The sequence below is a fragment of the Pseudomonas sp. 15C genome (assembly GCF_055484735.1).
This window is the reverse complement of record NZ_JBUDGD010000018.1, coordinates 52,237-76,508: the sequence shown is the minus strand read 5'-3', so window position 1 is coordinate 76,508 and position 24,272 is coordinate 52,237. Positions and strand designations below refer to the sequence as shown.

Below are 24,272 nucleotides of genomic sequence, written 5' to 3'. Positions count from 1 at the left end.
GTCTGCCTGAAACACCCCGCCGAGCGTGTTAACATCCGCGCCTTTGCACGATTGACCCGTTGAGAGCTGAACACTGATGGCCACCAGATCCGTTGTACTCGATACCGAAACCACCGGCATGCCGGTGACCGATGGTCACCGGATCATCGAAATCGGCTGTGTCGAACTGATCGGTCGGCGCCTGACGGGCCGGCATTTTCACGTGTACCTGCAACCGGATCGTGAAAGTGACGAAGGCGCCATCGGCGTTCACGGCATCACCAACGAATTCCTGGTCGGCAAGCCACGCTTTGCCGAAGTCGCCGACGAGTTCTTCGAGTTCATCAAAGGCGCGCAGCTGATCATCCATAACGCGGCGTTCGACGTTGGCTTCATCAACAACGAATTCGCTCTGATGGGGCAACACGATCGCGCCGACATCACCCAGCACTGCTCGATCCTCGACACCCTGATGATGGCCCGGGAACGTCACCCGGGGCAGCGCAACAGCCTCGATGCGTTGTGCAAACGTTACGGCGTCGACAACTCCGGCCGTGAACTGCACGGCGCGTTGCTTGACTCGGAAATTCTCGCCGACGTTTACCTGACCATGACCGGTGGCCAGACCAGCCTGTCGCTGGCCGGCAACGCCTCTGACGGCAATGGCACGGGTGAGGGCGCCGACAACTCCGCCACGGAAATCCGTCGTCTGCCGGCCGATCGCCAACCGGCGCGCATCATTCGCGCGACCGAAGAAGAGCTGGCGGCGCATCTGGTGCGGCTGGAGATCATCGCCAAGTCGGCCGGCGCCCCGGCGCTGTGGACGCAGATCGCTGAAGCCGACGCGCAGGCGTAAGGCGCTGTCAGTACTGACAAGTGGCCACCGTCGCCACATCCGCTGCAACCCTCTACCCTGAGTACATTGGCAGATGAAAATCAAGGAATGAGGACTTTTCCCAGTATGCGTCCGGTCAAGAATCCAAAATACCCAGGGCTGTCGGTGCGTGTCGCCGACGACGGCTTTTCGCCGTATATCTGGGGCAGCGATTTCAGTTTCGAAGTTGCGGCGTATGGCGCTGCGGTGATCGGCAAGCCTGTTGAGCAATGGCAGGTGACGCCGATCGTGCCGTATCGCAAGTGCTACGGCATCGATCCCGAGGAGTTCAGCGCCTTTCACAATGCGCCCGACAGCGCGATTTTCATGGCTCATCTCGATGACGAGCCGGTCGGCCATCTGGTGATCAGCACCAACTGGAACGGCTTTGCCCATATCGATGAGCTGGCAGTGCATGCCCCGGCCCGGCGTCATGGCGTGGCCAAGGCCTTGCTCGATGTGGCGCAGTTCTGGAGCCGAAAGAAAAAGCTCCCGGGAATCATGCTCGAAACCCAGAACAACAACCTCGGCGCCTGTCGGCTGTATGAGCGTTGCGGTTACGTGATTGGCGGTATCGATCAGTTGCGCTATCGCGGCATCGACCCGAACACCGCTGAAGTGGCGCTGTTCTGGTATCGATTGTTCGATAATCCGCTGGAAAACCCGCTTAGCTCGATAACATCGCCTCGGCTTGTTCCGTGATGATCGCCAGCAAGGTTTGAATCGCTGAGGACGGCGCGGCGTGCTTGAACGTCAGCGCGTACACGCTGATCGGCACGGCCGGTGACAGCGGGCAAACGTCCAGCCCACTTGTTCGGGCGCCCAGTGCGGTGAACGGGTCGACGATGGCCAGACCTTCGCCAGCCTCGACCATGCAACGCATCATCTGCTGGGTTTGCACGCGGGTCTGGATGCTCGGCGCCGGGCGTAGCGCTTGCAGCTTGTTTTCCAGTGCCGGGCTGAGCGGGTCCTGACCTTCGAGGCCGATCATTGCCTGACCGGCCAGATCCTGCAGGGAAATGTATTTCTGCTTCGGTTGCAGCCAGCCGTGCGGGGCAAGCAACTGCAATTTGCCCTGCGCCAGTGGCTGGCAGTCGATATCGGCATGTTGAGGATCGTGCAGGCTCAGGCCGAGATCGCTTTCACGCAGCAACAGGCTGCGGACGATATCGCGAGTGCAGGCGCTGAGCAGGCTGCAAGGTGCGTCCGGCAGGCGTCGACGCAGGGCGGCGAGGCTTTGTGGCAATAACTGTTGCGCCAGCGGCGGTGTGCCGATAATGCGCAAGGGCGGGGCGAGGTATTGCTTGAGGCTGCCGGCCAGGCGTTGCACGGGTTCCAGTGCGGCATAGACGTGGGCGATTTCGACCTGCAGCGCCCGTGCTTCGGCGGTCGGTTGCAGACGCCCGCGCACACTGGCGAAGAGCATGAACCCCAGCTGACTTTCGGCTTCGCGCAAACGCTCTTCGACCTCGGTCACCGGCAACTGCAACCATTCGGCGGCGGTGCCCAGGTGACCGGTCTGCAAGAGCGCCTGAATCACTTCGATGTGGCGTAAACGCATGCGTGAAGTCCGTGTTCAGCAGGTGAGGGCGGTGCTGAATCCTACCCCAACTCTGCGCACATGACTCCTGCTCATGACGCCGGCTTATTGAGCGGCGATCGGCTCGGGCTCGCGAATCAGCGTAATACCCGATTGCACCAGCAGGTATTCGCTTTCGCTGACCTTGTTGATGCGGTCACCAATGGCCAATTTGTAGGTGGTGACGGGCTCCGAGCCGGTGAAGCCGTCTGCAGACGGGTTCGATTCCTGGAATTCATGCACGGAATAAACGCGGCCTTCCGCATCTCTTGCATGAAACTGACCGACGAGTACTGCTGCCATCTGCTTAAAACCTCTGGAGATAAAACGCTTGATTTGCGGCTTGGTAGACCGTCATCAAGCTTGGTAAGTTTTCCTACAACGAAAAAATATTCCTCGCGCAGGAAAAACCAATGATCGCTGGTGAAATCGCCAACACATCATCTATAACTAGCGACTCTTCCCACAGACCATCGAGAGTCTTCCATGAGCAATGTCTACAACGTCGCCGTAGTGGTCGGTAGCCTGCGCAAAGCTTCGATCAATCGCAAGATCGCACTGGCACTGGCTGAACTGGCGCCGGCGAACCTGAAACTGGAAATTGTCGAAATCGGCGATCTGCCTCTTTACAACGAAGACATCGATGGCGATTTGTCGCCCGCAGCCTACAGCACTTTCCGTCAGAAAGTGGCGTCATCCGACGCGGTGCTGTTTGTCACCCCTGAATACAACCGTTCGATCCCGGCACCGCTGAAGAACGCCATCGACGTCGGTTCGCGGCCTTATGGCAAGAGCTGCTGGAGCGGCAAGCCGGGTGCGGTCATGAGTGTTTCGCCGGGTGCGATCGGCGGTTTCGGGGCCAATCAGCATCTGCGCCAGACCTTTGTGTTCCTCGATATTCACTGCCTGCAACAGCCGGAAGCCTATCTGGGCGGCGCGGGTAATGCGTTTGACGAGGCGGGCAAGCTGAGCGAAACGGTCAAACCGTTCCTGCAGAAATTCATCGATGCCTACGGCCAGTTCGTAGAGCAACACAAGAAATAAACCGAACGCGGTCCCTTGCAGGAGTGAGCCTGCTCGCGAGCGGTGTATCAGTCAGCATTATTGTTAACTGACAGACCGCTATCGCGAGCAGGCTCACTCCTACAGTTTTTATTTGTCTGACTTTCCATTAAGGCTTCTGCGAATGCTCGCTGCGTCACTGATTTTCCTGCTGACCATCACCCTGGTGATCTGGCAACCCAAAGGCCTCGGCGTCGGCTGGAGTGCGACCCTCGGCGCGGTGCTGGCCTTGATTTTCGGTGTGGTCCACTTGAGCGACATTCCGCTGGTCTGGCAAATCATCTGGAACGCCACCGGCACCTTCGTGGCGTTGATCATCATAAGCCTGCTACTCGATGAAGCCGGGTTTTTCGCCTGGGCCGCGCTGCATGTGGCGCGCTGGGGACGGGGCAGCGGGCGCAAGCTGTTCGCTTTTATGGTGCTGCTCGGCGCGCTGGTTTCGGCGTTGTTCGCCAACGACGGCGCGGCGCTGATCCTCACGCCGATTGTGATTTCGATGTTGCTGGCGCTGCGCTTCTCGCCGGCGGCGACGCTGGCCTTCGTCATGGGCGCCGGGTTTATCGCCGACACCGCGAGCCTGCCGCTGGTGGTCTCGAACCTGGTCAACATCGTCTCGGCGGATTTCTTTCACATCAGCTTCAACCGCTACGCGGCGGTGATGGTGCCGGTCAACTTCGTCAGCGTGGCGGCGACGCTGGGCATGTTGCTGTGGTTTTTCCGCTGTGACATCCCGGCCGCGTACGACCCGGCGCAGCTCGAAGACCCGACGACCGCTATCCACGATAAAGCCACGTTCTACGCGGGCTGGGCGGTATTGGCGATTCTGCTGATTGGCTGTTTTGCCCTGGAGCCGCTGGGGATTCCGATCAGCGCGATTTCGGCGGTGTGCGCCGCGCTGTTGCTCGGCATTGCGGCGCGCGGGCACAGGATTTCCACGCGCAAGGTGATGAAAGAAGCGCCGTGGCAGATCGTGATTTTCTCGCTGGGCATGTATCTGGTGGTGTACGGCCTGCGCAATGCCGGGCTGACCAGCTATCTGGCCGGTTGGCTCGACGCGTTCGCCGGCCATGGTGTGTGGGGCGCGGCGCTCGGTACGGGGGTGCTGACGGCACTGCTGTCGTCGATCATGAATAACCTGCCGACGGTGTTGATCGGCTTGTTGTCGATCGATGCCAGCCAGGCCAGCGGGGTGATCAAGGAAGCGATGATCTACGCCAACGTGATCGGCAGCGACCTGGGGCCGAAAATCACCCCGATCGGCAGCCTGGCGACGCTGTTGTGGCTGCACGTGCTGGAGCGCAAGGGCATTCACATTGGCTGGGGCTATTACTTCCGGGTCGGGATCGTGTTGACGGTGCCGGTGTTGCTGGTGACTTTGGCGGCTTTGGCGGTGCGGCTTTCGCTTTAGACCGAGGTGCGCCGATCGCGAGCAGGCTCACTCCTACAATTTGGAATGCGTTCCCCTGTAGGAGTGAGCCTGCTCGCGATGGCGGTAGCTCAGGCTCCACAAATCTCAGGCTTGCCCCGGCACATTCGGCCAAAGGTCCGACACCAGAAACAACCGCTCCGCCTCTTCCCATTCGCCCTGGGCGTTTTCACTCAGGCGCACCATCAACTGCGCCGGCGCCAGTGGCGGCAGTTCCAACAGCCACAGGCGCAACGCCTCGTCAGTCCAGACCTGATCCGCCGGGTAATGCGCCGGTGCCAGCCAGGCGTGGCGGGGCAGGGGTTGCCAGCGGCCCGGTGGGCGTTGCGCGACGAACGCCGGCCAATCCTTCTGATGCAGCCAGGTGCCACGCAAATGCTGCGGATGCGCGCCATGCGGCGATGCAGCCTCACCGGGCCACGGATACAGCAGATAGCCGCCCAGCCATAGATGCGCGTGGAAGGTTTCGATATCCAGTGCCGCCAGCACTTCGCGGCTTTCCGCGCGCGCCGAGATCGGCAATTGGTGCTCGGCCAGGTGCGCCAGTTTGCGGTCCAGCCGATCATGGCAGCCGGGGCCCAGCCACTGTGCCGAATCGCCGCCGTCGCCATTCTGCGGGCCGAGGTAAAGTTTGATCGCCAGCTCAAGGTGATGCACGCCATCGCGGTCGCGCAACAGCATGTCCAGCTCGCCAAGGGTGTGGCCTTCGCGGCGGATCGGCAGGTTGGCGGCGATCAAGTCGATGCCCGGCGCATGCTCCACCGCGAACTGCCACAGCCGCTCGTAATACAGGCCCAGACGCCGGGTGCGGGCCTGCGACAGCCACTGCAGCAAGCCGTAACTGTCACGGTCGAGCTGGCGCAGCCAGTTTTCGAGACGCTGCGGGTCCCGCACCCAGTCGCTGCCCGCCAGTGGGTGACGCTGCGGCCATGGCGTGACGGCGAGCATCGGCGGGGCGAGGATCACCCACGCCAGATCCCGCACTTCGGGATGGCGCAACTGATGAGGCAACTGGAGCAAATCGGGAAACAGGATCATCTTGCGAGCATAGCCTGAATCATGAGCGCCCTTGAGGCTGAAAGGATTTTGTCTATCGCGGGCTTTCGCCCATAATCGGGTTTTCGCGTTTTCGATTGTCCGCAGAGGTCCCATGGAGCAATTTCGTAATATCGGCATCATCGGTCGCCTGGGCAGTTCCCAGGTGCTGGATACCGTCCGCCGACTGAAACGCTTTCTGCTCGATCGGCACCTGCATGTGATCCTCGAAGACACCATCGCCGAAGTCCTGCCGGGTCACGGCCTGCAAACGTCGTCGCGCAAGATGCTAGGCGAAGTCTGTGACATGGTCATCGTCGTCGGCGGCGACGGCAGCCTGCTCGGCGCCGCGCGGGCGCTGGCCAAGCACAATATTCCAGTGCTGGGCATCAACCGTGGCAGCCTCGGTTTCCTCACCGATATTCGCCCCGACGAGCTGGAAATTAAGGTCGCCGAAGTCCTCGATGGCCATTATCTGGTGGAAAACCGCTTCCTGTTGCAAGCCGAAGTCCGCCGCCACGCCGAGGCCATCGGCCAGGGCGATGCGCTCAACGACGTGGTGCTGCACCCGGGCAAATCGACGCGGATGATCGAGTTCGAGCTGTACATCGACGGCCAGTTCGTCTGCAGCCAGAAGGCCGACGGCCTGATCGTCGCCACGCCGACCGGCTCCACCGCTTACGCCTTGTCCGCCGGCGGGCCGATCATGCATCCCAAACTCGACGCTATTGTGATTGTGCCGATGTACCCCCATACCTTGTCGGGACGGCCGATCGTGGTCGATGGCAACAGTGAGCTGAAAATCGTCGTCTCCAAAGATATGCAGATCTACCCGCAAGTCTCCTGCGACGGCCAGAACCATTTCACCTGCGCGCCGGGCGACACCATCACTGTCAGCAAGAAAGCGCAGAAACTGCGGCTGATCCACCCCCTCGATCACAACTACTACGAAGTCTGCCGCACCAAGCTCGGCTGGGGCAGCAAGCTGGGCGGTGGAGGCGACTGATGCTCGATCCCGCGCGCAGTTACGACCTGATCGGTGACGTGCACGGATGCGCCTTGACCCTCGAACACTTGCTTGACCGTCTCGGTTATCACAAGCAGGGCGGGGTCTGGCGGCATCCGTCGCGCATGGCGGTGTTCGTCGGCGACATCATCGACCGTGGCCCGCGGATTCGCGAAGCGCTGCACATCGTGCATGACATGGTCGAGGCCGGTCAGGCCTTGTGCATCATGGGCAACCACGAATTCAACGCCCTCGGCTGGAGCACCCCGGCGCCACCGGGCAGCGGCAAGCAGTTCGTGCGCGAACATACCAAGCGTCATGCGCGGTTGCTGCACGAAACCCTGACGCAATTCGAAGACCATCCGGGCGACTGGCATGATTTTCAGCAATGGTTCTACGAGCTGCCATTGTTTGTCGATGCCGGCCGCTTCCGCGTTGTGCACGCCTGTTGGGATGCCGGCCTGATCGAGCCGTTGCGCGGCCTGTTCCCCGATGGCTGCATCGATGAGCACTTTTTGCAGGCCTCGGCGGTGCCCGGCAGCTTCGCCTGCACGGTGTTCGACCGCTTGCTGCGCGGCACCGACATGCGCCTGCCGGGCGGCCAGACCATGACCAGTGGCGACGGTCTGGTGCGTTCGTTCTTCCGCACCAAATTCTGGGAAGACGACCCGAAAACCTACGGCGACATCGTCTTCCAGCCTGACGCCTTGCCCGAGCCGGTGGCGCAGACACCGCTGAGTTCCACGGAAAAGAATTCCCTGCTGCGCTACGGCGTCGATGAGCCCTTGCTGTTCGTCGGGCATTACTGGCGCAGCGGCAAACCGGCGCCGATCCGCCCGAACCTCGCGTGCCTGGATTACAGCGCGGTGCTGTACGGCAAACTGGTTGCCTATCGTCTGGATCAGGAAACACGCCTCGATCCGCAAAAATTCGTCTGGGTCGATGTCGAGCGGCCGGAGGTGCTGCAATGAGTGCGGTAGCGGTATTGCGCCTGCCGTTGGCGGTGGACCTGAGCGGTTTCGTCAAACTGTTGCAACGCATGCAGGTGCCGCATCGGGTCAGCGAAGAGGCGGGCGAGCAGGTGCTGTGGGCACCGGCAGAAATCAGCGACGACGTGCGCTCGCTGTACGAACGCTTCCCGGCCGGCGACCCTGACCAGCAACTGGATATTCCAGTGGGCCAGACCTTCAAGCGCCCGAGCTTCGCCGAACAATTGAAACACGCCAAGGCCACCGGGTTGATCCTGCTGTTGAGCCTGATCGTCGGCGGTCTGACGTTTCTCGGCGAAAACCTCGAAACGCTGCGCTGGCTGACCTTTCTCGACTTCCGGGTGATCGGCGAGTACATCCATTTCACGCCGTTGGCCGACAGCCTGGCGGCAGGGCAGTGGTGGCGGCTGATCACGCCGATGCTGATCCACTTCGGCATCCTGCATCTGGCCATGAACGGCATGTGGTACTGGGAGCTGGGCCGGCGCATCGAATCACGTCAGGGCAGCATCAACCTGATCGGCCTGACACTGCTGTTCAGTCTGGTGTCCAACTATGCGCAGTTTGTCTGGAGCGGCCCGACCTTGTTTGGTGGCCTGTCCGGCGTGCTTTACGGCTTGCTCGGGCATTGCTGGATTTTCCAGTTGCTGGCGCCAAATCCAGCCTATCGCCTGCCGCGTGGTGTGCTGGCGATGATGCTGATCTGGCTGGTGGTGTGCATGTCCGGGCTGATCTCGTTGATCGGCTTCGGCCAGATCGCCAACGCCGCGCACCTGAGCGGGTTACTCATCGGATGCTTTACCGGTTTGTTGGGTGGTTTGTATAACCGCCGTAAACTGGCCGTCTGAATTTTTAGCGAATTGAAGAGCACGGAGACCCCTGATGTCCTCTTTTAACGACATGATCAGCAACATCACCCCGGACATCTACGAAAGCCTGAAGCTGGCCGTGGAAATCGGCAAATGGTCCGACGGCAACAAGCTCACCGCCGAACAGCGCGAGCTGTCGTTGCAGGCGATGATTGCCTGGGAAATCCAGAACCTGCCTGAAGACCAGCGCACCGGTTATATGGGCCCGCAGGAATGTGCATCGAAATCGATCGAAGTGCCGAACATCCTGTTCAAGTCGGATGCCATCCATTGATCGAGATTGGCCGCGGTGCAATCAGCAAAATGTCGGCGCGCCTGGACGGGCCGAACGTGCAATACGCGTTTCGTCTGGATGACGTCGAGGTGCCGGTCAACCCGTTGATCGGCACCACGGTGCGTCTGCAATACCTGGGGGCAATCCACTGCACCCATTGCGGGCGCAAGACCAAAACCAGTTTCAGTCAGGGCTATTGCTACCCGTGCATGACCAGACTGGCGCAATGCGACCTGTGCATCATGAGCCCGGAGCGCTGCCACTTTGACGCGGGCACCTGCCGCGATCCGGCCTGGGGCGAGCAGTTCTGCATGACCGATCATGTGGTCTATCTGGCCAATTCTTCAGGCATCAAGGTTGGCATCACCCGTGCAACGCAACTGCCGACCCGCTGGCTCGATCAGGGCGCCAGTCAGGCGTTGCCGATCATGCGCGTCGCCACACGGCAGCAGTCGGGGTTCGTCGAAGATCTGTTCCGCAGCCAGGTGGCCGATAAGACCAATTGGCGCGCGCTGCTCAAGGGCGACGCGGCGGCGGTGGATCTGGCGCAGGTGCGTGATCAGTTGTTCGAAAGTTGCGCTGAGGGCCTGCAAGGCTTGCAGCAGCGATTCGGCCTACAGGCGATTCAGACGATTGCCGATGTCGAACCACTGGAAATCCGCTATCCCGTCGAGCAATACCCGGCGAAAATCGTCAGCTTCAACCTGGACAAGAACCCGATTGCCGAAGGCACGCTGCTGGGGATCAAGGGGCAATACCTGATTTTCGACACCGGCGTGATCAACATTCGTAAATACACGGCTTACCAGCTCGCCGTGCATCAATAAGGATTCCAGCATGCGCACCGAACAACCGAAGATGATTTACCTCAAGGACTATCAGGCGCCCGAATACCTGATCGACGAAACACACCTGACCTTCGAGTTGTTCGAGGACCACAGTCTGGTCCACGCGCAACTGGTGATGCGCCGCAACCCCGAGCGTGGCCCGGGCCTGCCGCCGCTGGTGCTGGACGGCCAGCAGCTGGAATTGCTCTCGGTAACGTTGGCCGACAAGGAGCTGAGCGCCGCGGACTATCAAATTTCCGACAGCCACCTGACCCTGCAGCCGGGCAGCGACAGCTTCACCCTCGACACCAGCGTCCGAATTCATCCGGAAACCAATACCGCGCTGGAAGGCCTGTACAAGTCCGGCACGATGTTCTGCACCCAGTGCGAGGCCGAGGGCTTTCGCAAGATCACCTATTACCTCGACCGCCCGGACGTGATGAGCAAGTTCACCACCACCGTGGTCGCCGAACAGCACAGCTACCCGGTGCTGCTCTCCAACGGCAACCCGATCGCTTCGGGCCCGGGTGAAGACGGCCGCCACTGGGCGACCTGGGAAGACCCGTTCAAGAAACCGGCCTACCTGTTCGCGCTGGTCGCCGGTGACTTGTGGTGCGTCGAAGACACGTTCACCACCATGAGCCAGCGCAACGTCGCGCTGCGCATCTATGTCGAGCCGGAAAACATCGACAAGTGCCAGCACGCGATGAACAGCCTGAAGAAGTCGATGCGCTGGGACGAAGAGGTCTACGGTCGCGAGTACGATCTGGACATCTTCATGATCGTCGCGGTCAACGATTTCAACATGGGCGCGATGGAGAACAAGGGCCTCAACATCTTCAACTCCAGTGCCGTGCTGGCCCGCGCCGAAACCGCGACCGACGCTGCGCACCAGCGGGTCGAGGCAATCGTCGCCCACGAATATTTCCACAACTGGTCGGGCAACCGCGTGACCTGCCGCGACTGGTTCCAGCTGTCGCTCAAGGAAGGCTTCACGGTGTTCCGTGACGCCGGTTTCTCCTCGGACATGAACTCGGCGACGGTCAAGCGCATTCAGGACGTGGCCTACCTGCGCACCCACCAGTTCGCCGAAGATGCCGGCCCGATGGCCCATGCCGTGCGCCCGGACAGCTTCATCGAGATTTCCAACTTCTACACCCTGACCGTGTACGAAAAGGGTTCGGAAGTGGTCGGCATGCTCCACACCCTGCTGGGCGCCGCAGGCTTCCGCAAGGGCAGCGATCTGTACTTCGAGCGTCACGACGGGCAAGCCGTGACCTGCGATGACTTCGTCAAGGCCATGGAAGACGCCAATGGCGTCGACCTGACACAGTTCAAGCGCTGGTACAGCCAGGCCGGCACTCCGCGTCTGGCGGTCAGCGAGTCGTACGATGCCGCAGCAAAAACCTACAGCCTGACGTTCCGCCAGAGCTGCCCGGAAACCCCGGACAAAGTTGAAAAACTGCCTTTCGTGATTCCGGTCGAACTCGGTCTGCTCGACAGCCAGGGCAACGAACTGGCGCTGCGTCTGGCCGGTGAAGCCTCAGCGCAAGGCACCACGCGGGTAATCTCGGTGACCGAGGCCGAGCAGACCTTCACTTTCGTCGATATCAATGAGCAACCGCTGCCATCGCTGCTGCGCGGCTTCTCGGCGCCGGTGAAGCTGAGCTTCCCGTACAACCGTGATCAACTGATGTTCCTCATGCAGCACGACAGCGACGGTTTCAACCGCTGGGATGCCGGCCAGCAACTGGCGGTGCAGGTGTTGCAGGAGCTGATCGGCCAGCAGCAGAAGGGCGAGGCCATGGTGCTGGACCCGCGCCTGACTTCGGCGCTGCGCACGGTGCTGTCCGACGAGTCGCTTGATCAGGCGATGGTTGCCGAGATGCTCTCGCTGCCGGGCGAGGCCTACCTCACCGAAATCAGCGAAGTGGCTGACGTCGAGGCGATCCACAACGCTCGCGAGTTCGCCCGCAAGCAACTCGCCGAAGGTTTGTTCGAAGCGCTGTGGCTGCGTTACCAGGCCAACCGCGACCTGTCGAAGCAAACGCCGTACGTGGCCGAAGCCGAGCACTTCGCCCGTCGCGCCTTGCAGAACATCGCGCTGTCGTACCTGATGCTCAGTGGCAAGCCGGAAGTACTGGCGGCGGCGCTGGAGCAATTTGAAAATGCCGACAACATGACCGAGCGCCTGACCGCGCTGGCCGTGCTGGTCAACTCGCCGTTCGAAGAGCAGAAAGCCCTGGCGCTGGCCAGTTTCGCCGAGCACTTCAAGGACAATCCGCTGGTCATGGATCAGTGGTTCAGCGTGCAGGCCGGCAGCACCTTGCCGGGCGGGCTGGCGCGGGTGAAGGCGTTGATGCAGCACCCGGCCTTCAACATCAAGAACCCGAACAAGGTCCGCGCGCTGATCGGTGCGTTTGCCGGGCAGAACCTGATCAACTTCCACGCGGCGGACGGTAGCGGTTATCGGTTCCTCGCCGATCTGGTGATCGAACTGAACGGCTTCAACCCGCAAATCGCCTCGCGTCAACTGGCACCGCTGACCCGCTGGCGCAAATACGATGCACCGCGTCAAGCCTTGATGAAGGCCGAACTGGAGCGGATTCTCGCGTCGGGGGCGTTGTCGAGTGATGTGTATGAGGTGGTGAGCAAGAGTCTGGCTTGAGGGCATCCTCGAGTCGGGTTTTGCGCACTTGAAAAAAAGGCCACCTCAGCCCGACGCTGAGGTGACCCGAGGGTGACATTTTGGTTGACTGATGAACCTGTGGGAGCGGGCTTGCCCGCGATGGCTTCGGCACATTCAACATTGGTGTGTCTGAAATTCAGCTATCGCGGGCAAGCCCGCTCCCACAGGGATTGGCAGTGTCTGAGAGAACTCAGTGCGAGCCGGCAGCCTTGTTCAGGTCGCTTTCAGTCCACTCGGTGTAGACGCAGGCGTCGGTGGTAGCCCAGCGCACATGCACCGGGTCGCCGGCCTTGAGCGGCATGCCGGCGGCTGACAAGGCTTTCACGGTCATCGAGGTTCCGCCCGCGGTGACCACGCTGCAGGTCTGGCTTTCACCGAGAAACAGCACTTCCACCACGGTCGCGGACACTTCGTTCCAGCCCGACGGCAGCGGTTCGCGGGTTGCCTGCGGCACGCTCAACGCCAAGGCCTTTTCCGGCCGCACCATCAGCAACACATCCTGATCAGTCTGCAACCCGGCCGTCAGTCGGATCGACAACGGCTGCCCCTCGAAACTCGCCGCCGCATTGCCCTGCGCCTTGAGCTTGAGAAAGTTCGAGTTGCCAAGGAACGACGCCACGAAGGCATTCGGTGGATTCTGATAAAGGTCATAACCGCTGCCCAGGCCAACAATCTTGCCGTGGCTGAAGATCGCGATGCGCTGCGACAAGCGCATCGCTTCTTCCTGGTCGTGGGTCACGTAGACGATGGTGATGCCCAGGCGCCGATGCAGTTGGCGCAGTTCGTCCTGCAAGTCCTCGCGCAGCTTTTTGTCCAGCGCACCGAGCGGTTCGTCCATCAGCAGAATGCGTGGCTCGTAAACCAGCGCGCGGGCGATGGCCACACGTTGCTGCTGGCCGCCGGACAGTTGCGAAGGGCGGCGATGGGCGAACTGTTCCAGTTGCACCAGTTTCAGCATGGCGTCGACACGCTTGTCGCGCTCCGCCGCCGCCAGTTTGCGAATCGCCAGAGGGAAGGCGATGTTGTCGCGCACCGACAGATGCGGGAACAGTGAATAGCGCTGGAAAACCATGCCGATGTCGCGCTTGTGCGGCGGCACGTTGACCAGTGACTGGCCGTTGACGAGGATCTCGCCACTGCTCGGTGTTTCGAACCCGGCGAGCATCGACAGCGTCGTACTCTTGCCCGAGCCGCTGGAGCCGAGGAAGGTCAGGAATTCACCGTCCTTGATGTCCAGCGAGATGTTGTCGACGGCGGCAAAGTCGCCGTAATGCTTGTTCAGGTTGCGCAGGCTGACCAGGGGCTTGTCGTTCTGCTGGGAGGCGTCTTTGATCACGGCACTCATGTCGTACTCCTCGGCGCTCAGGCGCTGATTTCGTTGCGCCGGCGCAGGGCGGCGGCGATCACCATGACCAGGACCGACAGGCCGATCAGCAGCGTCGAAGCGACGGCGATCACCGGGGTCAGGTCCTGGCGCAGGGTGGTCCACATTTTCACGGGAAGGGTTTGCAGGGTCGGGCTGGCCATCATCACGCTGAGCACCACTTCGTCCCACGAGACGAGGAAGGCGAAGAGGGCGCCGGCGACCATGCCCGGACGAATCGCCGGGAACGTCACATTGAACACCGCTTGCAGGCGTGAGGCGCCACAGATCACCGCCGCGTCTTCAATCGACTGATCGAACAGCTTCAGCGAGTTGATGATCGAGATAATGGTGAACGGCAGCGCGACGATCACATGGCTGACGACGAACGCGAACATCGTCCCGGTGTAACCGAGCTTGAGAAACAGTGCGTACACCGCCACGGCAATGATCACCAGCGGCACGATCATTGGCAGGGTGAACAGGCCGTACAACATTTCCCGGCCAGGAAAGCGCCCGCGCACCAGCGCAAACGCGGTCGGCAAGCCGAGGGCCACGGCGCAGATCGTGGTCAGCACGGCCACCTTGAGGCTGGCCGCAGCGGCGCTCATCCAATCCGGGTTGGAGAAGAACTGGCCGTACCATTTCAGCGTCCAGCCCGGCGGCGGAAACACCAGCCACTGCGAGGAACCGAACGACAGCAGCACGATGAACACGATCGGCAACAGCAGGAACAGACCGATCAGCCCGGTGGTGGCATACAAGCCGAAACGCATGCGCCGGCTCATGGCATTGGGAGTCAGGAGCATTTCGGCTTACCTCGTGTTACTGGCGCCAACCGGGGATTCCGGCTGAAGCTTCAGGTAGAAGTAGAACAACACCAAAGTGATCGCGATCAGCAACGCAGCGCCGGCACTGGCCAGGCCCCAGTTGAGGAACGATTGCACCTGCTGAATGATGAATTCCGGCAGCATCATGTTCTGCGCGCCGCCGAGCAGCGCCGGGGTCACGTAGTAACCGAGCGACATCACGAACACCATCAAGCCCCCGGAGGCCAGACCCGGCCGGCACAGCGGCAGGAACACCCGGAAGAAGTTGGTCCACGGGCTCGCGCCGCAGATCGAGCCGGCCTGCAGGATCATCGGGTCGATGGCCTGCATGGTCGCCTGCAACGGCAGCACGATGAACGGAATCATGATGTAGCTCATGCCGATCACTACGCCGGTGAGGTTGTGCACCATCTCCAGCGGCTGATCGATGATGCCCATGGCCATCAGCGCCTTGTTGATCACGCCCGAGGCTTGCAGCAACACCAGCCACGAATAGGTGCGGGCGAGCAGGCTGGTCCACATCGACAACAGCACGATGTTCAGAATCCAGCGGCCCCAGCCGCGCGGCACCAGCGTGATCGCCCAGGCCAGCGGAAAGCCCAGCAGCAGGCTGAACAGCGTCACCAGCCCGGCCACTGAGAAGGTGTTGAGCAGCACCCGGGCATACGCCGAGTTGGCGAACAGTTGTTCATAGTTACCAAGGCCCGGCGTCGGTTCGAGCACGCCACGCAACAGCAGACCAATCAACGGTGCCAGAAAGAACAGGCCGAGGAACAACAGCGCCGGGGCGAGGTTGCCGGCGCCGCGCCAGCGTTGCTTGAGGGACGAACCGGCAGCGCCGGCGGCGCTCCCGGTGACAGTGGACGGAACGGGCGCGGTGGCCGCGATTTTCATTTGACCAGCCATTCGTTCCACCGTGTCGCGATGGCCGGACCGTTCTTGGCCCAGTACGCGAAATCAAGAGTGATCTGATCCTTGGCGTAGGCAGTCGGCAGGTTGGGGGCCAGCGTCGAATCCAGACGCTCCACACTGTCGAGGTTGACCGGCGCGTAGGCGGTCAGGTTGGAGAAGTCGGCCTGGCCTTTGGCGCTGCTGGCGTTGGCGAGGAACTTCATCGCCGCGTCCTTGTTTTTCGCACCTTTGGGAATGACCAGAATGTCGGCCATGACCAGGTTCTGCTTCCAGCTCACGCCGACCGGCGCGCCGTCTTCCTGCAGGGCGTGGACGCGACCGTTCCAGAACTGGCCCATGCTCGCTTCCCCGGAGGCCAGCAGTTGCTGCGACTGTGCGCCGCCGCCCCACCAGACGATGTTTTTCTTGATGGTGTCGAGTTTCTTGAAGGCGCGATCCAGGTCGAGCGGGTAAAGCTTGTCGGCGGCGACGCCATCGGCCAGCAGCGCCAGTTCCAGCACGCCTGGGCTTGGCCATTTGTACAGGGCGCGCTTGCCGGGAAAGGTCTTGGTGTCGAACAGGGCGCTCCAGTCCTGTGGCTTGTTGGCGCCGAGCTTGCCTTCGTTGTAGCCGAGGACAAAGGAGAAGAAGAACGAGCCGACGCCGTGATCGTTGACGAAGCGCGGGTCGATCTTGTCGCGCTGGATCACTTTGAAATCGAGGGGTTCGAGCAGGCCTTCAGCCGCGGCGCGCAGGGCAAAATCGGCTTCGACATCAACCACATCCCATTGCACGTTGCCGCTTTCGACCATGGCTTTGAGTTTGCCGTAGTCGGTCGGCCCGTCCTGGACGACGGTGATGCCGCTGGCCTTGCTGAACGGATCGGCCCAGGCCTGTTTCTGCGCATCCTGGGTGCTACCGCCCCAGCTGACGAAGTTGACGCTTTCGGCAGCCATTGCAGCCTGGCCGGTGACGCTGAGCAGTCCCGCAAAAAGAATTGCGGTTGCAGCTTTGTTCAACACCATTTTTACGCCCTCATTGTTGTGTTTATTGAGCGGGCTTGCGTTGTTGCCCGCCTGACGGGAGCAGTAGCTGGACGTTCGTAGGCGTGTCCGGTCTATGGAATATCATATTATGGTATTCCAAACTTTGTGCAAGCACTTTGCCTTACCGGTTATCTGGCGAAGCCGTTTTTTGTGCCTCAGGAAATCAATATTTGAAATACAAAACCCTGTAGGAGTGAGCCTGCTCGCGATAGCGGTGTGTCAGCCAACATCTTCGTCAACTGATACACCGCTATCGCGAGCAGGCTCACTCCTACAATTGAATCTGTGCTTGGCGCGGGTTATTCAGTGAACGGGATGCTCTCGACCACCTCAAGGTCATACCCGGTCAGCCCCGCATACTTCAGCGGCGGGCCGAGATGCCGCAGCTTGCCAACCCCAAGGTTCTGCAAAATCTGCGCCCCGGTCCCGACCTCGGAATAAATCCGCGACTGCGAGCGGCTGAACTGTCGCGGTGGCTGGGTCAGTTGCGGCACCCGCTCAAGCAAGGCCTGCGACGATTCATGGTTGGCCAGCACCACGACCACCCCGTGACCTTCGGCAGCGACCCGTTGCAGCGCCGCCCACAGCGTCCAGTTCTTCGGCCCGCTGTACTCGGCACCGACCAGATCGCGCAGTGGATCGATCACATGCACGCGCACCAGCGTCGGCTCGTCACGGCGCAGATCGCCCATGACCATCGCCATGTGCACGCCGCCTTCGATGCGGTCTTCAAAGGTGATCAAGCGGAAGGTGCCGTGTACCGTCGGCAGCTCACGTTCACCGATGCGTTCGATGGTGTGTTCGGTGCTCAGGCGATAGTGGATCAGGTCGGCGATGGTGCCGATCTTGATCCCGTGCTTGCGTGCGAACAGTTCCAGATCCGGGCGCCGGGCCATGGTGCCGTCGTCGTTCATCACCTCGACGATCACCGAGGCCGGGGTGAAACCGGCCAGCCGCGCCAGGTCACAGCCGGCTTCGGTGTGGCCGGCGCGGGTCAGCACGCCACCTTCCTTGGCGCGCAGCGGGAAGATATGGCCGGGCTGCACCAGATCCTCGGCACGGGCATTTGGCGCCACGGCGGCGGCGACGGTGCAGGCGCGATCGGCTGCGGAAATCCCGGTAGTTACGCCGACGGCTGCTTCAATCGATACGGTGAACGCGGTGCTGAATACGCTGCCGTTGCTCGGGACCATTTGCTCCAGGCCCAAACGCTGGCAATGTTCATCGGTCAGGGTCAGGCAGATCAGCCCGCGCGCTTCGCGGGCCATGAAGCTGATCGCCTCGGGCGTGCAGCGGTCGGCGGCCAGCAACAGGTCGCCTTCGTTCTCGCGGTCTTCGTCATCGACCAGCAAAACCATTTTGCCGAGGCGATAATCGTCGATGATTTCTTCGATGCTGTTGAAGGCCATGCTGGACTCTCAGGGTTCGTTGGAAATATATTGGTATACCATAATACAAAATTAACAAAGAGGTCACTATGAAGGCGTACTGGATTGCTCATGTGGATATAGCCGATGCCGAACACTACAGCCAATACACCCAGCGCACGCCGCAGGCGATTGCCGCGTACGGTGGCGTATTTCTCGCCAGAGGCGGACGCAGCGAGGCGATGGAAGGGCGCGAAACGCCGCAACGCACGGTGATCATCGAGTTTGAGAGCTATGAGAAAGCCGTGGCGTGCTATCGCTCGGCGGCGTATCAGGAAGCGAGAAGCTATCGCGAGGACTGGGCGAGGGCGGAGATCATTATCGTTGAGGCCTTTGCCCCGCTCTAGGCAGCACCACCACCCTCTGTAGGAGTGAGCCTGCTCGCGATAGCGGTCTGTCAGTTGATGAAGATGTCGACTGATACTCCGCTATCGCGAGCAGGCTCACTCCTACAAAAAAGCGCAACGTTATCAGCGCATGAAGTGAATTTTGCCGCTGTCGTCATTGCCCATGTAAATCCCGTAGACCCCCGCCTGGCGCTCTTCGATATAGCGCTCGAGAATCTGCCGGATCGCCGGGTAGTAGATCTGTTCCCACGGGATGTCTTCAGGGGCAAAGAACTTGTAGTCCAGCGTCTCCGGCCCGTATTGCCCGGTAATTTCCAGGGCGATGGCGCGGAAGATGATGTACACCTCGCTGATCTTCGGCACGCTGAAAATCGAATACGGCGAGACGATCTCGGCGCGCACGCCGCTTTCTTCCCAGACTTCGCGCAACGCCGCCTGCTCGGTGGTTTCGCCGCTTTCCATGAAACCGGCGGGCAGCGTCCAGGTGCCCGGGCGCGGCGGGATCGCCCGTTGGCACAAGAGATATTTGCCGTCCTGCTCAATGATGCAGCCGGCGATGATCTTCGGATTGACGTAGTGGATGTAGCCGCAGCCGCGGCACGTCAGGCGCTCGTGCGTATCGCCCGCCGGTATCTGCTGACCGAGGTCAGGGCCACCGCATTTCGGGCAATAGCTCGGGCTGAACATATCAGTGACCTATACGCGGTTCTTTCAGCGCGATCGGCAAGGTGATCGCCGGCGTCGCGCCAGTCTCTTCCTGCTTGCGCTTGAGGTAGTCGAGGGCCACGGCAGCCGCCGCGCGGACGTGATCGACACAGGCCTGATGCGCCGCCAGCGGATCGCCGCTCTTGATCGCCGCGACCATTTTTTCCATCTCGTGGTTACTTGCGCCGCGACGGTTTTCCTGCGACACCGAGGTCGCGCGCAAGTAGCTGATGCGCGCCTGCAACTGGCGCAATTGGGTGGCGGCGACGTGGTTGCCCGAGCCTTCGAGCAGCACGTCGTAGAAGCCCTGTACCGAGTCGATCACCTGTTGCAGCTCGCCGTCCTTCAACGCCTTGCGGTTGTCGTCGAGGGCTTTTTCCAGGGCTTTGATGTCCTTGGCCTTGGCGCGCAGGGTGAACAGCTGAACGATCAGGCCTTCGAGCACGCAGCGCAGTTCGTAGATATCGACGGCATCGGCGAGCGTGATGATCGCCACGCGCGGGCCCTTGGCGTCGGCGAATTCGACCAGACCTTCGGATTCGAGATGCCGCAGCGCTTCGCGCACCGATGTGCGGCTGACGCCGAGGCGATCACACAGGTCGCGTTCGACCAGACGATCGCCCGGCATGAGCTGGAAATTCATGATCGCGCTACGCAGTTTGTCCAGCACGATTTCGCGCAGGGTAACGGGGTTGCGATTGACCTTGAAGCTGTCGTCGAGTGGCTGGCGTTTCATGGGGTCCGCTCTTGAGCTTGGCTGTCCATGCCAGACGGGCATCTAAACAGCCGAGGGGTTAACTGGAGGCCTCGGCGTCGGCTTCGGCAAAGGCTTCACGGGCCAGCCGGAAACTGTCCACGGCCGCCGGAACGCCGCAATAAATGCCGACCTGAAGCAGAATTTCGCGTATTTGCTCACGACTCAGGCCGTTACGCAAGGCGCCACGCACATGCAGCTTGAGTTCGTGCGGGCGGTTGAGCGCCGAGATCATCGCCAGGTTGATCATGCTGCGCTCCTTGAGCGACAACCCCTCACGTCCCCAGACATGGCCCCAGCAGTATTCGGTGACCATTTCCTGCAGCGGCCGGGTGAAGTCATCGGCGTTGTCGATCGAGCGCTGCACGTAGGCTTCGCCCAATACCTGGGTGCGGATTTGCAGGCCTTTTTGGTACTTTTCGTTACTCATATTCTTTGCCTCACCTCAATCCCTGTCGGAGCTGGCTTGCCAGCGATGACGGCGTCACAGTCGAAATCAATATTGACTGACCTGACGCCATCGCTGGCAAGCCAGCTCCCACAGGGTTTTGCGTTGTTAGCTCAAACCAGGGTCGGCAGGGGGCCGAGCTTGCCCTTGTGGTAAATCATCGGCGTCACCGGTTGCTCGGGCAGGATCAGGTGCTTCACTGCGCCGACGATGATTGCGTGGTCACCGCCATCGTATTCCCGCCACAACTCGCACTCGATGATCGCCGTGGCCCTGGCGAGGATCGGATTGCCCAGATCGCTCAGGTGCCACTCAATGTCTTTGGCCTTGTCCTTGCCCTTGCCGGCGAACGCATAGGCTTCGGCGGTTTGTTCGGCAGAGAGCAAGTGAATGGCGAACTTCTTGCTGTCGCGCAGCACCGGATAGGTGTCGGAGGCGTAGTTGGGGCAGAACAGCACCAGTGCCGGGTCGATCGACAGTGCACTGAACGCGCTGGCGGTGATGCCGACGATGCCGCCGTCCGGGTCCAGCGTCGTGACCACCGTGACGCCGGACGGGAACGAGCTCATGACGTCTTTGTAAATGCCGGGTTCGATCATTTCGCAGGACTCCTAGCGCATCACAAACGGATCAGGCATTGGCGCCTGAGAAAGGTTGATCCACACCGTTTTCAGTTCGGTGTAGGCCAGCACCGAATCGATGCCGCTTTCGCGTCCATAGCCACTGTTCTTGAAGCCGCCGATCGGCGCCATCGCCGACACCGCGCGGTAGGTGTTGACCCAGATGATGCCCGAGCGCACATCGCGCGCCAGACGATGGGCGCGGCCCAGATCGCGGGTCCAGATGCCGGCGGCAAGGCCGAACTGCGAGTCGTTGGCGATCGCCAGCGCTTCGGCTTCATCCTTGAAGCGGATTACCGAAGCGACCGGGCCAAAGACTTCTTCCTGCATGATCTTCATCGAGTTGCGGTCGCACTCGAACAGCGTCGGCTCGTAGAACCAGCCTTCGCCTACATCCGTCGGACGCTTGCCGCCAGTGCGCAACCGCGCGCCTTCGGCGATGGCATCAGCGACCAGGCCTTCGACCACTGCCAGTTGCTGCGCGGTGGCCATCGGGCCCATCTCGCTGTGGTCTTCCTGCGGGTTGCCGATGCGAATGCTCTGGGCACGCTCGACCAGGCGATTGACGAACTCGTCGTAGATTTCGTCCTGCACCAGCAAGCGCGAACCGGATACGCAACTCTGCCCGGATGCGGCGTAGATCCCGGCAATCGCGCCGTTGATCGCGCTGTCCAGATCGGCGTCGGCGAAGATGATGTTTGGCGACTTGCCGCCCAGTTCCAGCGACAGCCTGGCGAAGTTCTCGGCGCTGCTGCGCACCACATGCCGTGCCGTCGCCGCGCCGCCGGTGAAGGCGATCTTGCGGATCAGCGGATGGCGGGTGAGGGCGGCGCCGGTGCTCGGGCCGTAACCGGTGACGACGTTGACCACGCCCGGCGGAATCCCGGCTTCGAGGGCCAGCCGCGCCAGCTCCAGGATCGTTGCCGAGGCATGCTCGGACGGCTTGATCACAATGGTGTTGCCGGCGGCGAGGGCCGGGGCCAGTTTGATTGCGGTCAGGTAGAGCGGGCTGTTCCAGGGAATGATCGCCGCGACTACGCCCATGGCTTCGTGCACGGTGTAGGCAAACAGGTCGGGCTTGTCCAGCGGCAGCGTGCCGCCTTCAAGCTTGTCGGCCAGGCCTGCGGTGTAGTGGAAGAACTCCGGCAGATAGCCAACCTGACCACGGGTTTCGCGGATCAGCTTGCCGTTGTCGCGGCTTTCCAGCTGCGCCAGTTGCTCCTTGTTTTCGGCGATCAGGTCGCCGAGACGGCGCAACAGCTTGCCCCGTGCGGTGGCGGTCAGGCCACGCCAGGCCGGGCTGTCGAACGCGGTTTGCGCGGCTTGCACGGCGCGTTCGACGTCGGCTTCATCGGCATCGGGCAGTTGGGCCCAGGCTTGCGCCGACGCCGGGTTGAGGCTTTCGAAAGTCTTGCCGGAGAGGGCGTCGACCCATTCTCCGCCGATGCACATCTGGAAGCGTGCGAGTGTCATGCAACGATCCCCTTTATATGGTTTTGTCGGGAGTGTGCGAATTGGAGAAACTGCAGCAAGGTCTGGTTGACCAGGCGCGGCGACTCTACCGGCATCATATGCCGTTGCTCGGGGAGCACGGCAACCTTCGCACCGGGGATGCGCCGGGCCAGTTGCTCGGCCATTTCCGGGGTCGAACCCGGATCAAGTTCGCCAGTGGCGATCAAGGTCGGTGCGGTGATCGTGCCGAGGTCGTCGGCGCGGTACATGTCCTGGGTGGCGAACAGTTCGTAGGTGGTCAGGTAACCCTGCGGGTCGTTGTTGGCCAGAGTCTGGCGCAGCGCGGCGATCTGCGCCGGGTTGGCCGCCTGATATTCACGGCTGAACCAGCGTGACAGCGCCGCTTCGGCGTTGGCGTCCGGACCGTGTTCAGCGGCCTGCGCGGTACGCGCGATGACGCCGGCACGCTGCTCTTCGCTGCGGTTGAACACGCTGTTGAGCACCACCAGGCTTTGCAGGCGCTGCGGATAGTGCAGGGCAAACGCCCGCGCGACCAGGCCACCCATGGAGAAGCCGATCACCGCGGCCTGCGGCAGGTTCAGGTGATCGAGCAACTCGAGCAACTGATCGGCGTAACCGAGCAGGTCGGTGCCGCTGGCCGGTCGCGGACTGGCGCCGTGGCCGAGCATGTCGTAGGCGATCACCTGATAGTCGCTGGACAGGCCAACGATCTGGCCGCCCCACATTTCTTTGTTCAGGCCCACGCCGTGGATCAAAACCACGGGCTGGCCTTGGCCGGTCGCCAGGTAACTGGTGCCAGCCGGGGTGAGTTCAGCGGTGAGCCGAATCATGGAGCGCTCCTGCAATGCCTTTTTATTGTGATTACTGGGCTTTTTCGGCGGCCAGTTCTTCCAGATCGATGTAGCGGTTGCCGATGCGCGGATGCAGGCGACCACCGTCGGCACAACCCAGCACCACGACGATTTCGTCAGCACGCGGGGCGTCTTCGATCTGCATTTCCAGGGTGATGTAGTGCGAACGCTGACCTTCGTCGTCCTTGTGCATCATCGGGATCTGGATCGAGGTGCCCGGGCCACCGCGCTTGTTGGTGAAGCTCAGGTAGCTCTTGGCGTTGACCGCTTCGCGGTAGTGGTTGCCGAAGCGCAGGGTGTGGATCACCGCGGAGGCGTGTTCGATCTCGCCGTCAGCACCGACTACTGCGGCTTTGCCGTAAGCCTCGATCTTCTCCGCACCGCCGATGATGCCGACCAGACGCTCGACCATCAGCGCGCCGAGATCGGAGCAGTTGGCGCGGATCTGCGGCTTGAGGTCTTCAACGAAACCGTTGCCCACCCAAGGGTTCTTCATCACCACGGCGAGGCCAACCATGGTTACAGGCTTGTCGGTGGCTTTGCCGCCTTCGATAAAGGTTTCTTCGACATAGCTGACGATCTTGCGGATTTCGAAACTCATGAGCTGCTCCGTAGGGGGATTGAGAGTGTCTGTGCGTCTGATGGTATACCATAATACCAATCGTGCAAGTCCCCTCGCGCACTTTTGCCGCATCACCCCGGCGAATGGTCATGTATTCAAATCCCTAAACCACCACCGGCCCCTGTAGGAGTGAGCCTGCTCGCGATAGCAGTGTCAGCCAGTGATTTGCTAACTGACACACCGCCATCGCGAGCAGGCTCACTCCTACAGGGGGGAATGCGTCGGCGATGCGGTTAACAAAAGATAACGTGGCGCCGATTGTCAGACGTTTCGAAAGCCCGATAGG

Annotated in this window: 26 protein-coding genes; 11 read left to right on the top strand and 15 right to left on the bottom strand. The window is 61.4% G+C overall.

The features are described from left to right. Positions 1–76: 76 nt before the first annotated feature. Positions 77–835: a DNA polymerase III subunit epsilon gene (gene dnaQ / locus ACYYKW_RS12330; RefSeq protein ID WP_336354586.1), complete on the top strand. Its 759-nt coding sequence runs from the start codon at positions 77–79 to the stop codon at positions 833–835. A 105-nt stretch (positions 836–940) separates the two neighbouring features. Further along, on the top strand, positions 941–1,555 hold the full coding sequence (locus tag ACYYKW_RS12325) for a GNAT family N-acetyltransferase (RefSeq protein ID WP_464990243.1): 615 nt from the start codon (positions 941–943) through the stop codon (positions 1,553–1,555). Here the strand turns inward: ACYYKW_RS12325 and ACYYKW_RS12320 are convergent. Together ACYYKW_RS12320 and ACYYKW_RS12315 are read right to left on the bottom strand one after the other, a co-directional pair. Then, positions 1,521–2,414, bottom strand: coding sequence for a LysR family transcriptional regulator (locus tag ACYYKW_RS12320; RefSeq protein WP_464990242.1), 894 nt, complete (start codon positions 2,412–2,414; stop codon positions 1,521–1,523). The two genes, ACYYKW_RS12325 and ACYYKW_RS12320, sit on opposite strands and share 35 nt — an antisense overlap. An 84-nt stretch (positions 2,415–2,498) precedes the next feature. Next, a complete protein-coding gene (locus tag ACYYKW_RS12315) occupies positions 2,499–2,735 on the bottom strand; it encodes a hypothetical protein (protein WP_090282914.1) in 237 nt (78 codons plus the stop codon). A 183-nt stretch (positions 2,736–2,918) separates the two neighbouring features. Here ACYYKW_RS12315 and ACYYKW_RS12310 point away from each other — a divergent pair, with 183 nt between their 5' ends. Together ACYYKW_RS12310 and ACYYKW_RS12305 are read left to right on the top strand one after the other, a co-directional pair. Continuing rightward, the gene (locus ACYYKW_RS12310) at positions 2,919–3,476 is read left to right on the top strand and encodes an NADPH-dependent FMN reductase (protein ID WP_093102248.1); all 558 of its coding nucleotides are present in this window, start codon (positions 2,919–2,921) and stop codon (positions 3,474–3,476) included. Positions 3,477–3,618: 142 nt separating this feature from the next. Next, the gene (locus ACYYKW_RS12305) at positions 3,619–4,902 is read left to right on the top strand and encodes an arsenic transporter (RefSeq protein ID WP_464990241.1); all 1,284 of its coding nucleotides are present in this window, start codon (positions 3,619–3,621) and stop codon (positions 4,900–4,902) included. 105 nt (positions 4,903–5,007) lie between these two features. Here the strand turns inward: ACYYKW_RS12305 and ACYYKW_RS12300 are convergent, their stop codons facing one another. Beyond that, positions 5,008–5,958 carry a DUF1853 family protein gene (locus tag ACYYKW_RS12300; protein ID WP_464990240.1) on the bottom strand — a complete coding sequence of 317 codons (951 nt, stop codon included), beginning with the start codon at positions 5,956–5,958 and terminating at the stop codon, positions 5,008–5,010. Between the two features lie 112 nt (positions 5,959–6,070). Between ACYYKW_RS12300 and ACYYKW_RS12295 the strand changes: the two genes are divergently transcribed. Genes ACYYKW_RS12295 through pepN form a run of 6 tightly spaced genes read left to right on the top strand, consistent with a single transcriptional unit; the run spans position 6,071 to position 12,588 of the window. Then, entirely contained in the window at positions 6,071–6,961 is an 891-nt protein-coding gene (locus ACYYKW_RS12295; RefSeq protein WP_011333623.1) for an NAD(+) kinase, read from the top strand. Next, positions 6,958–7,932 (top strand): metallophosphoesterase, encoded by a 975-nt coding sequence (locus ACYYKW_RS12290; RefSeq protein ID WP_418951609.1) that lies wholly within the window; start codon positions 6,958–6,960, stop codon positions 7,930–7,932. Before ACYYKW_RS12295 ends, ACYYKW_RS12290 begins: the two co-directional genes overlap by 4 nt. Beyond that, positions 7,929–8,798 carry a rhomboid family intramembrane serine protease gene (locus ACYYKW_RS12285; protein ID WP_093102240.1) on the top strand — a complete coding sequence of 290 codons (870 nt, stop codon included), beginning with the start codon at positions 7,929–7,931 and terminating at the stop codon, positions 8,796–8,798. The genes ACYYKW_RS12290 and ACYYKW_RS12285 overlap by 4 nt, the downstream gene beginning before the upstream one ends. Positions 8,799–8,832: 34 nt before the next feature. Continuing rightward, positions 8,833–9,093: a YeaC family protein gene (locus ACYYKW_RS12280; RefSeq protein WP_042609561.1), complete on the top strand. Its 261-nt coding sequence runs from the start codon at positions 8,833–8,835 to the stop codon at positions 9,091–9,093. Then, positions 9,090–9,920 carry a DUF2797 domain-containing protein gene (locus tag ACYYKW_RS12275; protein WP_464990239.1) on the top strand — a complete coding sequence of 277 codons (831 nt, stop codon included), beginning with the start codon at positions 9,090–9,092 and terminating at the stop codon, positions 9,918–9,920. The genes ACYYKW_RS12280 and ACYYKW_RS12275 overlap by 4 nt, the downstream gene beginning before the upstream one ends. Positions 9,921–9,930: 10 nt before the next feature. After that, entirely contained in the window at positions 9,931–12,588 is a 2,658-nt protein-coding gene (pepN, locus tag ACYYKW_RS12270) for an aminopeptidase N (RefSeq protein WP_093102236.1), read from the top strand. Between the two features lie 211 nt (positions 12,589–12,799). Here the strand turns inward: pepN and ACYYKW_RS12265 are convergent, their stop codons facing one another. From ACYYKW_RS12265 to ribBA, 5 genes are all read right to left on the bottom strand, one after another. Beyond that, positions 12,800–13,954 carry an ABC transporter ATP-binding protein gene (locus tag ACYYKW_RS12265; protein ID WP_464990238.1) on the bottom strand — a complete coding sequence of 385 codons (1,155 nt, stop codon included), beginning with the start codon at positions 13,952–13,954 and terminating at the stop codon, positions 12,800–12,802. Between the two features lie 17 nt (positions 13,955–13,971). Next, the gene (locus ACYYKW_RS12260; RefSeq protein ID WP_464990237.1) at positions 13,972–14,781 is read right to left on the bottom strand and encodes an ABC transporter permease; all 810 of its coding nucleotides are present in this window, start codon (positions 14,779–14,781) and stop codon (positions 13,972–13,974) included. 6 nt (positions 14,782–14,787) lie between these two features. Then, positions 14,788–15,696 carry an ABC transporter permease gene (locus ACYYKW_RS12255; RefSeq protein ID WP_464990236.1) on the bottom strand — a complete coding sequence of 303 codons (909 nt, stop codon included), beginning with the start codon at positions 15,694–15,696 and terminating at the stop codon, positions 14,788–14,790. Continuing rightward, entirely contained in the window at positions 15,693–16,718 is a 1,026-nt protein-coding gene (locus tag ACYYKW_RS12250; protein WP_464990235.1) for an ABC transporter substrate-binding protein, read from the bottom strand. Before ACYYKW_RS12250 ends, ACYYKW_RS12255 begins: the two co-directional genes overlap by 4 nt. A 320-nt stretch (positions 16,719–17,038) precedes the next feature. Further along, positions 17,039–18,148 carry a bifunctional 3,4-dihydroxy-2-butanone-4-phosphate synthase/GTP cyclohydrolase II gene (ribBA, locus tag ACYYKW_RS12245; protein ID WP_336354593.1) on the bottom strand — a complete coding sequence of 370 codons (1,110 nt, stop codon included), beginning with the start codon at positions 18,146–18,148 and terminating at the stop codon, positions 17,039–17,041. A gap of 68 nt (positions 18,149–18,216) precedes the next feature. On the opposite strand from ribBA, the gene ACYYKW_RS12240 reads away from it, so the two are divergent. Then, the gene (locus ACYYKW_RS12240; protein ID WP_464990234.1) at positions 18,217–18,513 is read left to right on the top strand and encodes a DUF1330 domain-containing protein; all 297 of its coding nucleotides are present in this window, start codon (positions 18,217–18,219) and stop codon (positions 18,511–18,513) included. A 123-nt stretch (positions 18,514–18,636) separates the two neighbouring features. Here ACYYKW_RS12240 and ACYYKW_RS12235 read toward each other — a convergent pair whose 3' ends face one another. The 7 genes from ACYYKW_RS12235 to ACYYKW_RS12205 all read right to left on the bottom strand — a co-directional run bounded on the left by ACYYKW_RS12235 (position 18,637) and on the right by ACYYKW_RS12205 (position 23,965). Next, positions 18,637–19,200: an NUDIX hydrolase gene (locus ACYYKW_RS12235; protein ID WP_464990233.1), complete on the bottom strand. Its 564-nt coding sequence runs from the start codon at positions 19,198–19,200 to the stop codon at positions 18,637–18,639. A 1-nt stretch (position 19,201) separates the two neighbouring features. Next, positions 19,202–19,954 carry a GntR family transcriptional regulator gene (locus ACYYKW_RS12230; RefSeq protein ID WP_090282928.1) on the bottom strand — a complete coding sequence of 251 codons (753 nt, stop codon included), beginning with the start codon at positions 19,952–19,954 and terminating at the stop codon, positions 19,202–19,204. A gap of 58 nt (positions 19,955–20,012) precedes the next feature. Further along, complete coding sequence (locus tag ACYYKW_RS12225; RefSeq protein WP_090282929.1) at positions 20,013–20,402, bottom strand: carboxymuconolactone decarboxylase family protein; 390 nt, start codon at positions 20,400–20,402, stop codon at positions 20,013–20,015. A 131-nt stretch (positions 20,403–20,533) separates the two neighbouring features. Then, positions 20,534–21,019, bottom strand: a complete 486-nt coding sequence (locus tag ACYYKW_RS12220; RefSeq protein WP_336354596.1) for a flavin reductase family protein — start codon at positions 21,017–21,019, stop codon at positions 20,534–20,536. A 12-nt stretch (positions 21,020–21,031) separates the two neighbouring features. Continuing rightward, positions 21,032–22,513: an aldehyde dehydrogenase gene (locus ACYYKW_RS12215; RefSeq protein WP_464990232.1), complete on the bottom strand. Its 1,482-nt coding sequence runs from the start codon at positions 22,511–22,513 to the stop codon at positions 21,032–21,034. Then, a complete protein-coding gene (locus ACYYKW_RS12210; protein WP_093102207.1) occupies positions 22,510–23,343 on the bottom strand; it encodes an alpha/beta fold hydrolase in 834 nt (277 codons plus the stop codon). The genes ACYYKW_RS12215 and ACYYKW_RS12210 overlap by 4 nt, the downstream gene beginning before the upstream one ends. A gap of 31 nt (positions 23,344–23,374) precedes the next feature. Further along, positions 23,375–23,965 (bottom strand): amino acid synthesis family protein, encoded by a 591-nt coding sequence (locus tag ACYYKW_RS12205; RefSeq protein ID WP_007917992.1) that lies wholly within the window; start codon positions 23,963–23,965, stop codon positions 23,375–23,377. Positions 23,966–24,272 lie beyond the last annotated feature (307 nt).

What these genes read in the sequence shown, in the direction of transcription:
- ACYYKW_RS12215 (WP_464990232.1), bottom strand. Translation starts at nt 22,513, where the DNA reads ATGACACTCGCACGCTTCCAGATGTGCATCGGCGGAGAATGGGTCGAC.
- ACYYKW_RS12205 (WP_007917992.1), bottom strand. Translation starts at nt 23,965, where the DNA reads ATGAGTTTCGAAATCCGCAAGATCGTCAGCTATGTCGAAGAAACCTTT.
- ACYYKW_RS12250 (WP_464990235.1), bottom strand. Translation starts at nt 16,718, where the DNA reads ATGGTGTTGAACAAAGCTGCAACCGCAATTCTTTTTGCGGGACTGCTC.
- ACYYKW_RS12230 (WP_090282928.1), bottom strand. Translation starts at nt 19,954, where the DNA reads ATGAAACGCCAGCCACTCGACGACAGCTTCAAGGTCAATCGCAACCCC.
- ACYYKW_RS12320 (WP_464990242.1), bottom strand. Translation starts at nt 2,414, where the DNA reads ATGCGTTTACGCCACATCGAAGTGATTCAGGCGCTCTTGCAGACCGGT.
- ACYYKW_RS12225 (WP_090282929.1), bottom strand. Translation starts at nt 20,402, where the DNA reads ATGAGTAACGAAAAGTACCAAAAAGGCCTGCAAATCCGCACCCAGGTA.
- dnaQ (WP_336354586.1), top strand. Translation starts at nt 77, where the DNA reads ATGGCCACCAGATCCGTTGTACTCGATACCGAAACCACCGGCATGCCG.
- ACYYKW_RS12285 (WP_093102240.1), top strand. Translation starts at nt 7,929, where the DNA reads ATGAGTGCGGTAGCGGTATTGCGCCTGCCGTTGGCGGTGGACCTGAGC.
- ACYYKW_RS12315 (WP_090282914.1), bottom strand. Translation starts at nt 2,735, where the DNA reads ATGGCAGCAGTACTCGTCGGTCAGTTTCATGCAAGAGATGCGGAAGGC.
- ACYYKW_RS12325 (WP_464990243.1), top strand. Translation starts at nt 941, where the DNA reads ATGCGTCCGGTCAAGAATCCAAAATACCCAGGGCTGTCGGTGCGTGTC.
- ACYYKW_RS12295 (WP_011333623.1), top strand. Translation starts at nt 6,071, where the DNA reads ATGGAGCAATTTCGTAATATCGGCATCATCGGTCGCCTGGGCAGTTCC.
- ACYYKW_RS12210 (WP_093102207.1), bottom strand. Translation starts at nt 23,343, where the DNA reads ATGATTCGGCTCACCGCTGAACTCACCCCGGCTGGCACCAGTTACCTG.
- ACYYKW_RS12300 (WP_464990240.1), bottom strand. Translation starts at nt 5,958, where the DNA reads ATGATCCTGTTTCCCGATTTGCTCCAGTTGCCTCATCAGTTGCGCCAT.
- ribBA (WP_336354593.1), bottom strand. Translation starts at nt 18,148, where the DNA reads ATGGCCTTCAACAGCATCGAAGAAATCATCGACGATTATCGCCTCGGC.
- ACYYKW_RS12305 (WP_464990241.1), top strand. Translation starts at nt 3,619, where the DNA reads ATGCTCGCTGCGTCACTGATTTTCCTGCTGACCATCACCCTGGTGATC.
- ACYYKW_RS12240 (WP_464990234.1), top strand. Translation starts at nt 18,217, where the DNA reads ATGAAGGCGTACTGGATTGCTCATGTGGATATAGCCGATGCCGAACAC.
- ACYYKW_RS12310 (WP_093102248.1), top strand. Translation starts at nt 2,919, where the DNA reads ATGAGCAATGTCTACAACGTCGCCGTAGTGGTCGGTAGCCTGCGCAAA.
- ACYYKW_RS12265 (WP_464990238.1), bottom strand. Translation starts at nt 13,954, where the DNA reads ATGAGTGCCGTGATCAAAGACGCCTCCCAGCAGAACGACAAGCCCCTG.
- ACYYKW_RS12220 (WP_336354596.1), bottom strand. Translation starts at nt 21,019, where the DNA reads ATGATCGAACCCGGCATTTACAAAGACGTCATGAGCTCGTTCCCGTCC.
- ACYYKW_RS12235 (WP_464990233.1), bottom strand. Translation starts at nt 19,200, where the DNA reads ATGTTCAGCCCGAGCTATTGCCCGAAATGCGGTGGCCCTGACCTCGGT.
- ACYYKW_RS12260 (WP_464990237.1), bottom strand. Translation starts at nt 14,781, where the DNA reads ATGCTCCTGACTCCCAATGCCATGAGCCGGCGCATGCGTTTCGGCTTG.
- ACYYKW_RS12255 (WP_464990236.1), bottom strand. Translation starts at nt 15,696, where the DNA reads ATGAAAATCGCGGCCACCGCGCCCGTTCCGTCCACTGTCACCGGGAGC.
- ACYYKW_RS12280 (WP_042609561.1), top strand. Translation starts at nt 8,833, where the DNA reads ATGTCCTCTTTTAACGACATGATCAGCAACATCACCCCGGACATCTAC.
- pepN (WP_093102236.1), top strand. Translation starts at nt 9,931, where the DNA reads ATGCGCACCGAACAACCGAAGATGATTTACCTCAAGGACTATCAGGCG.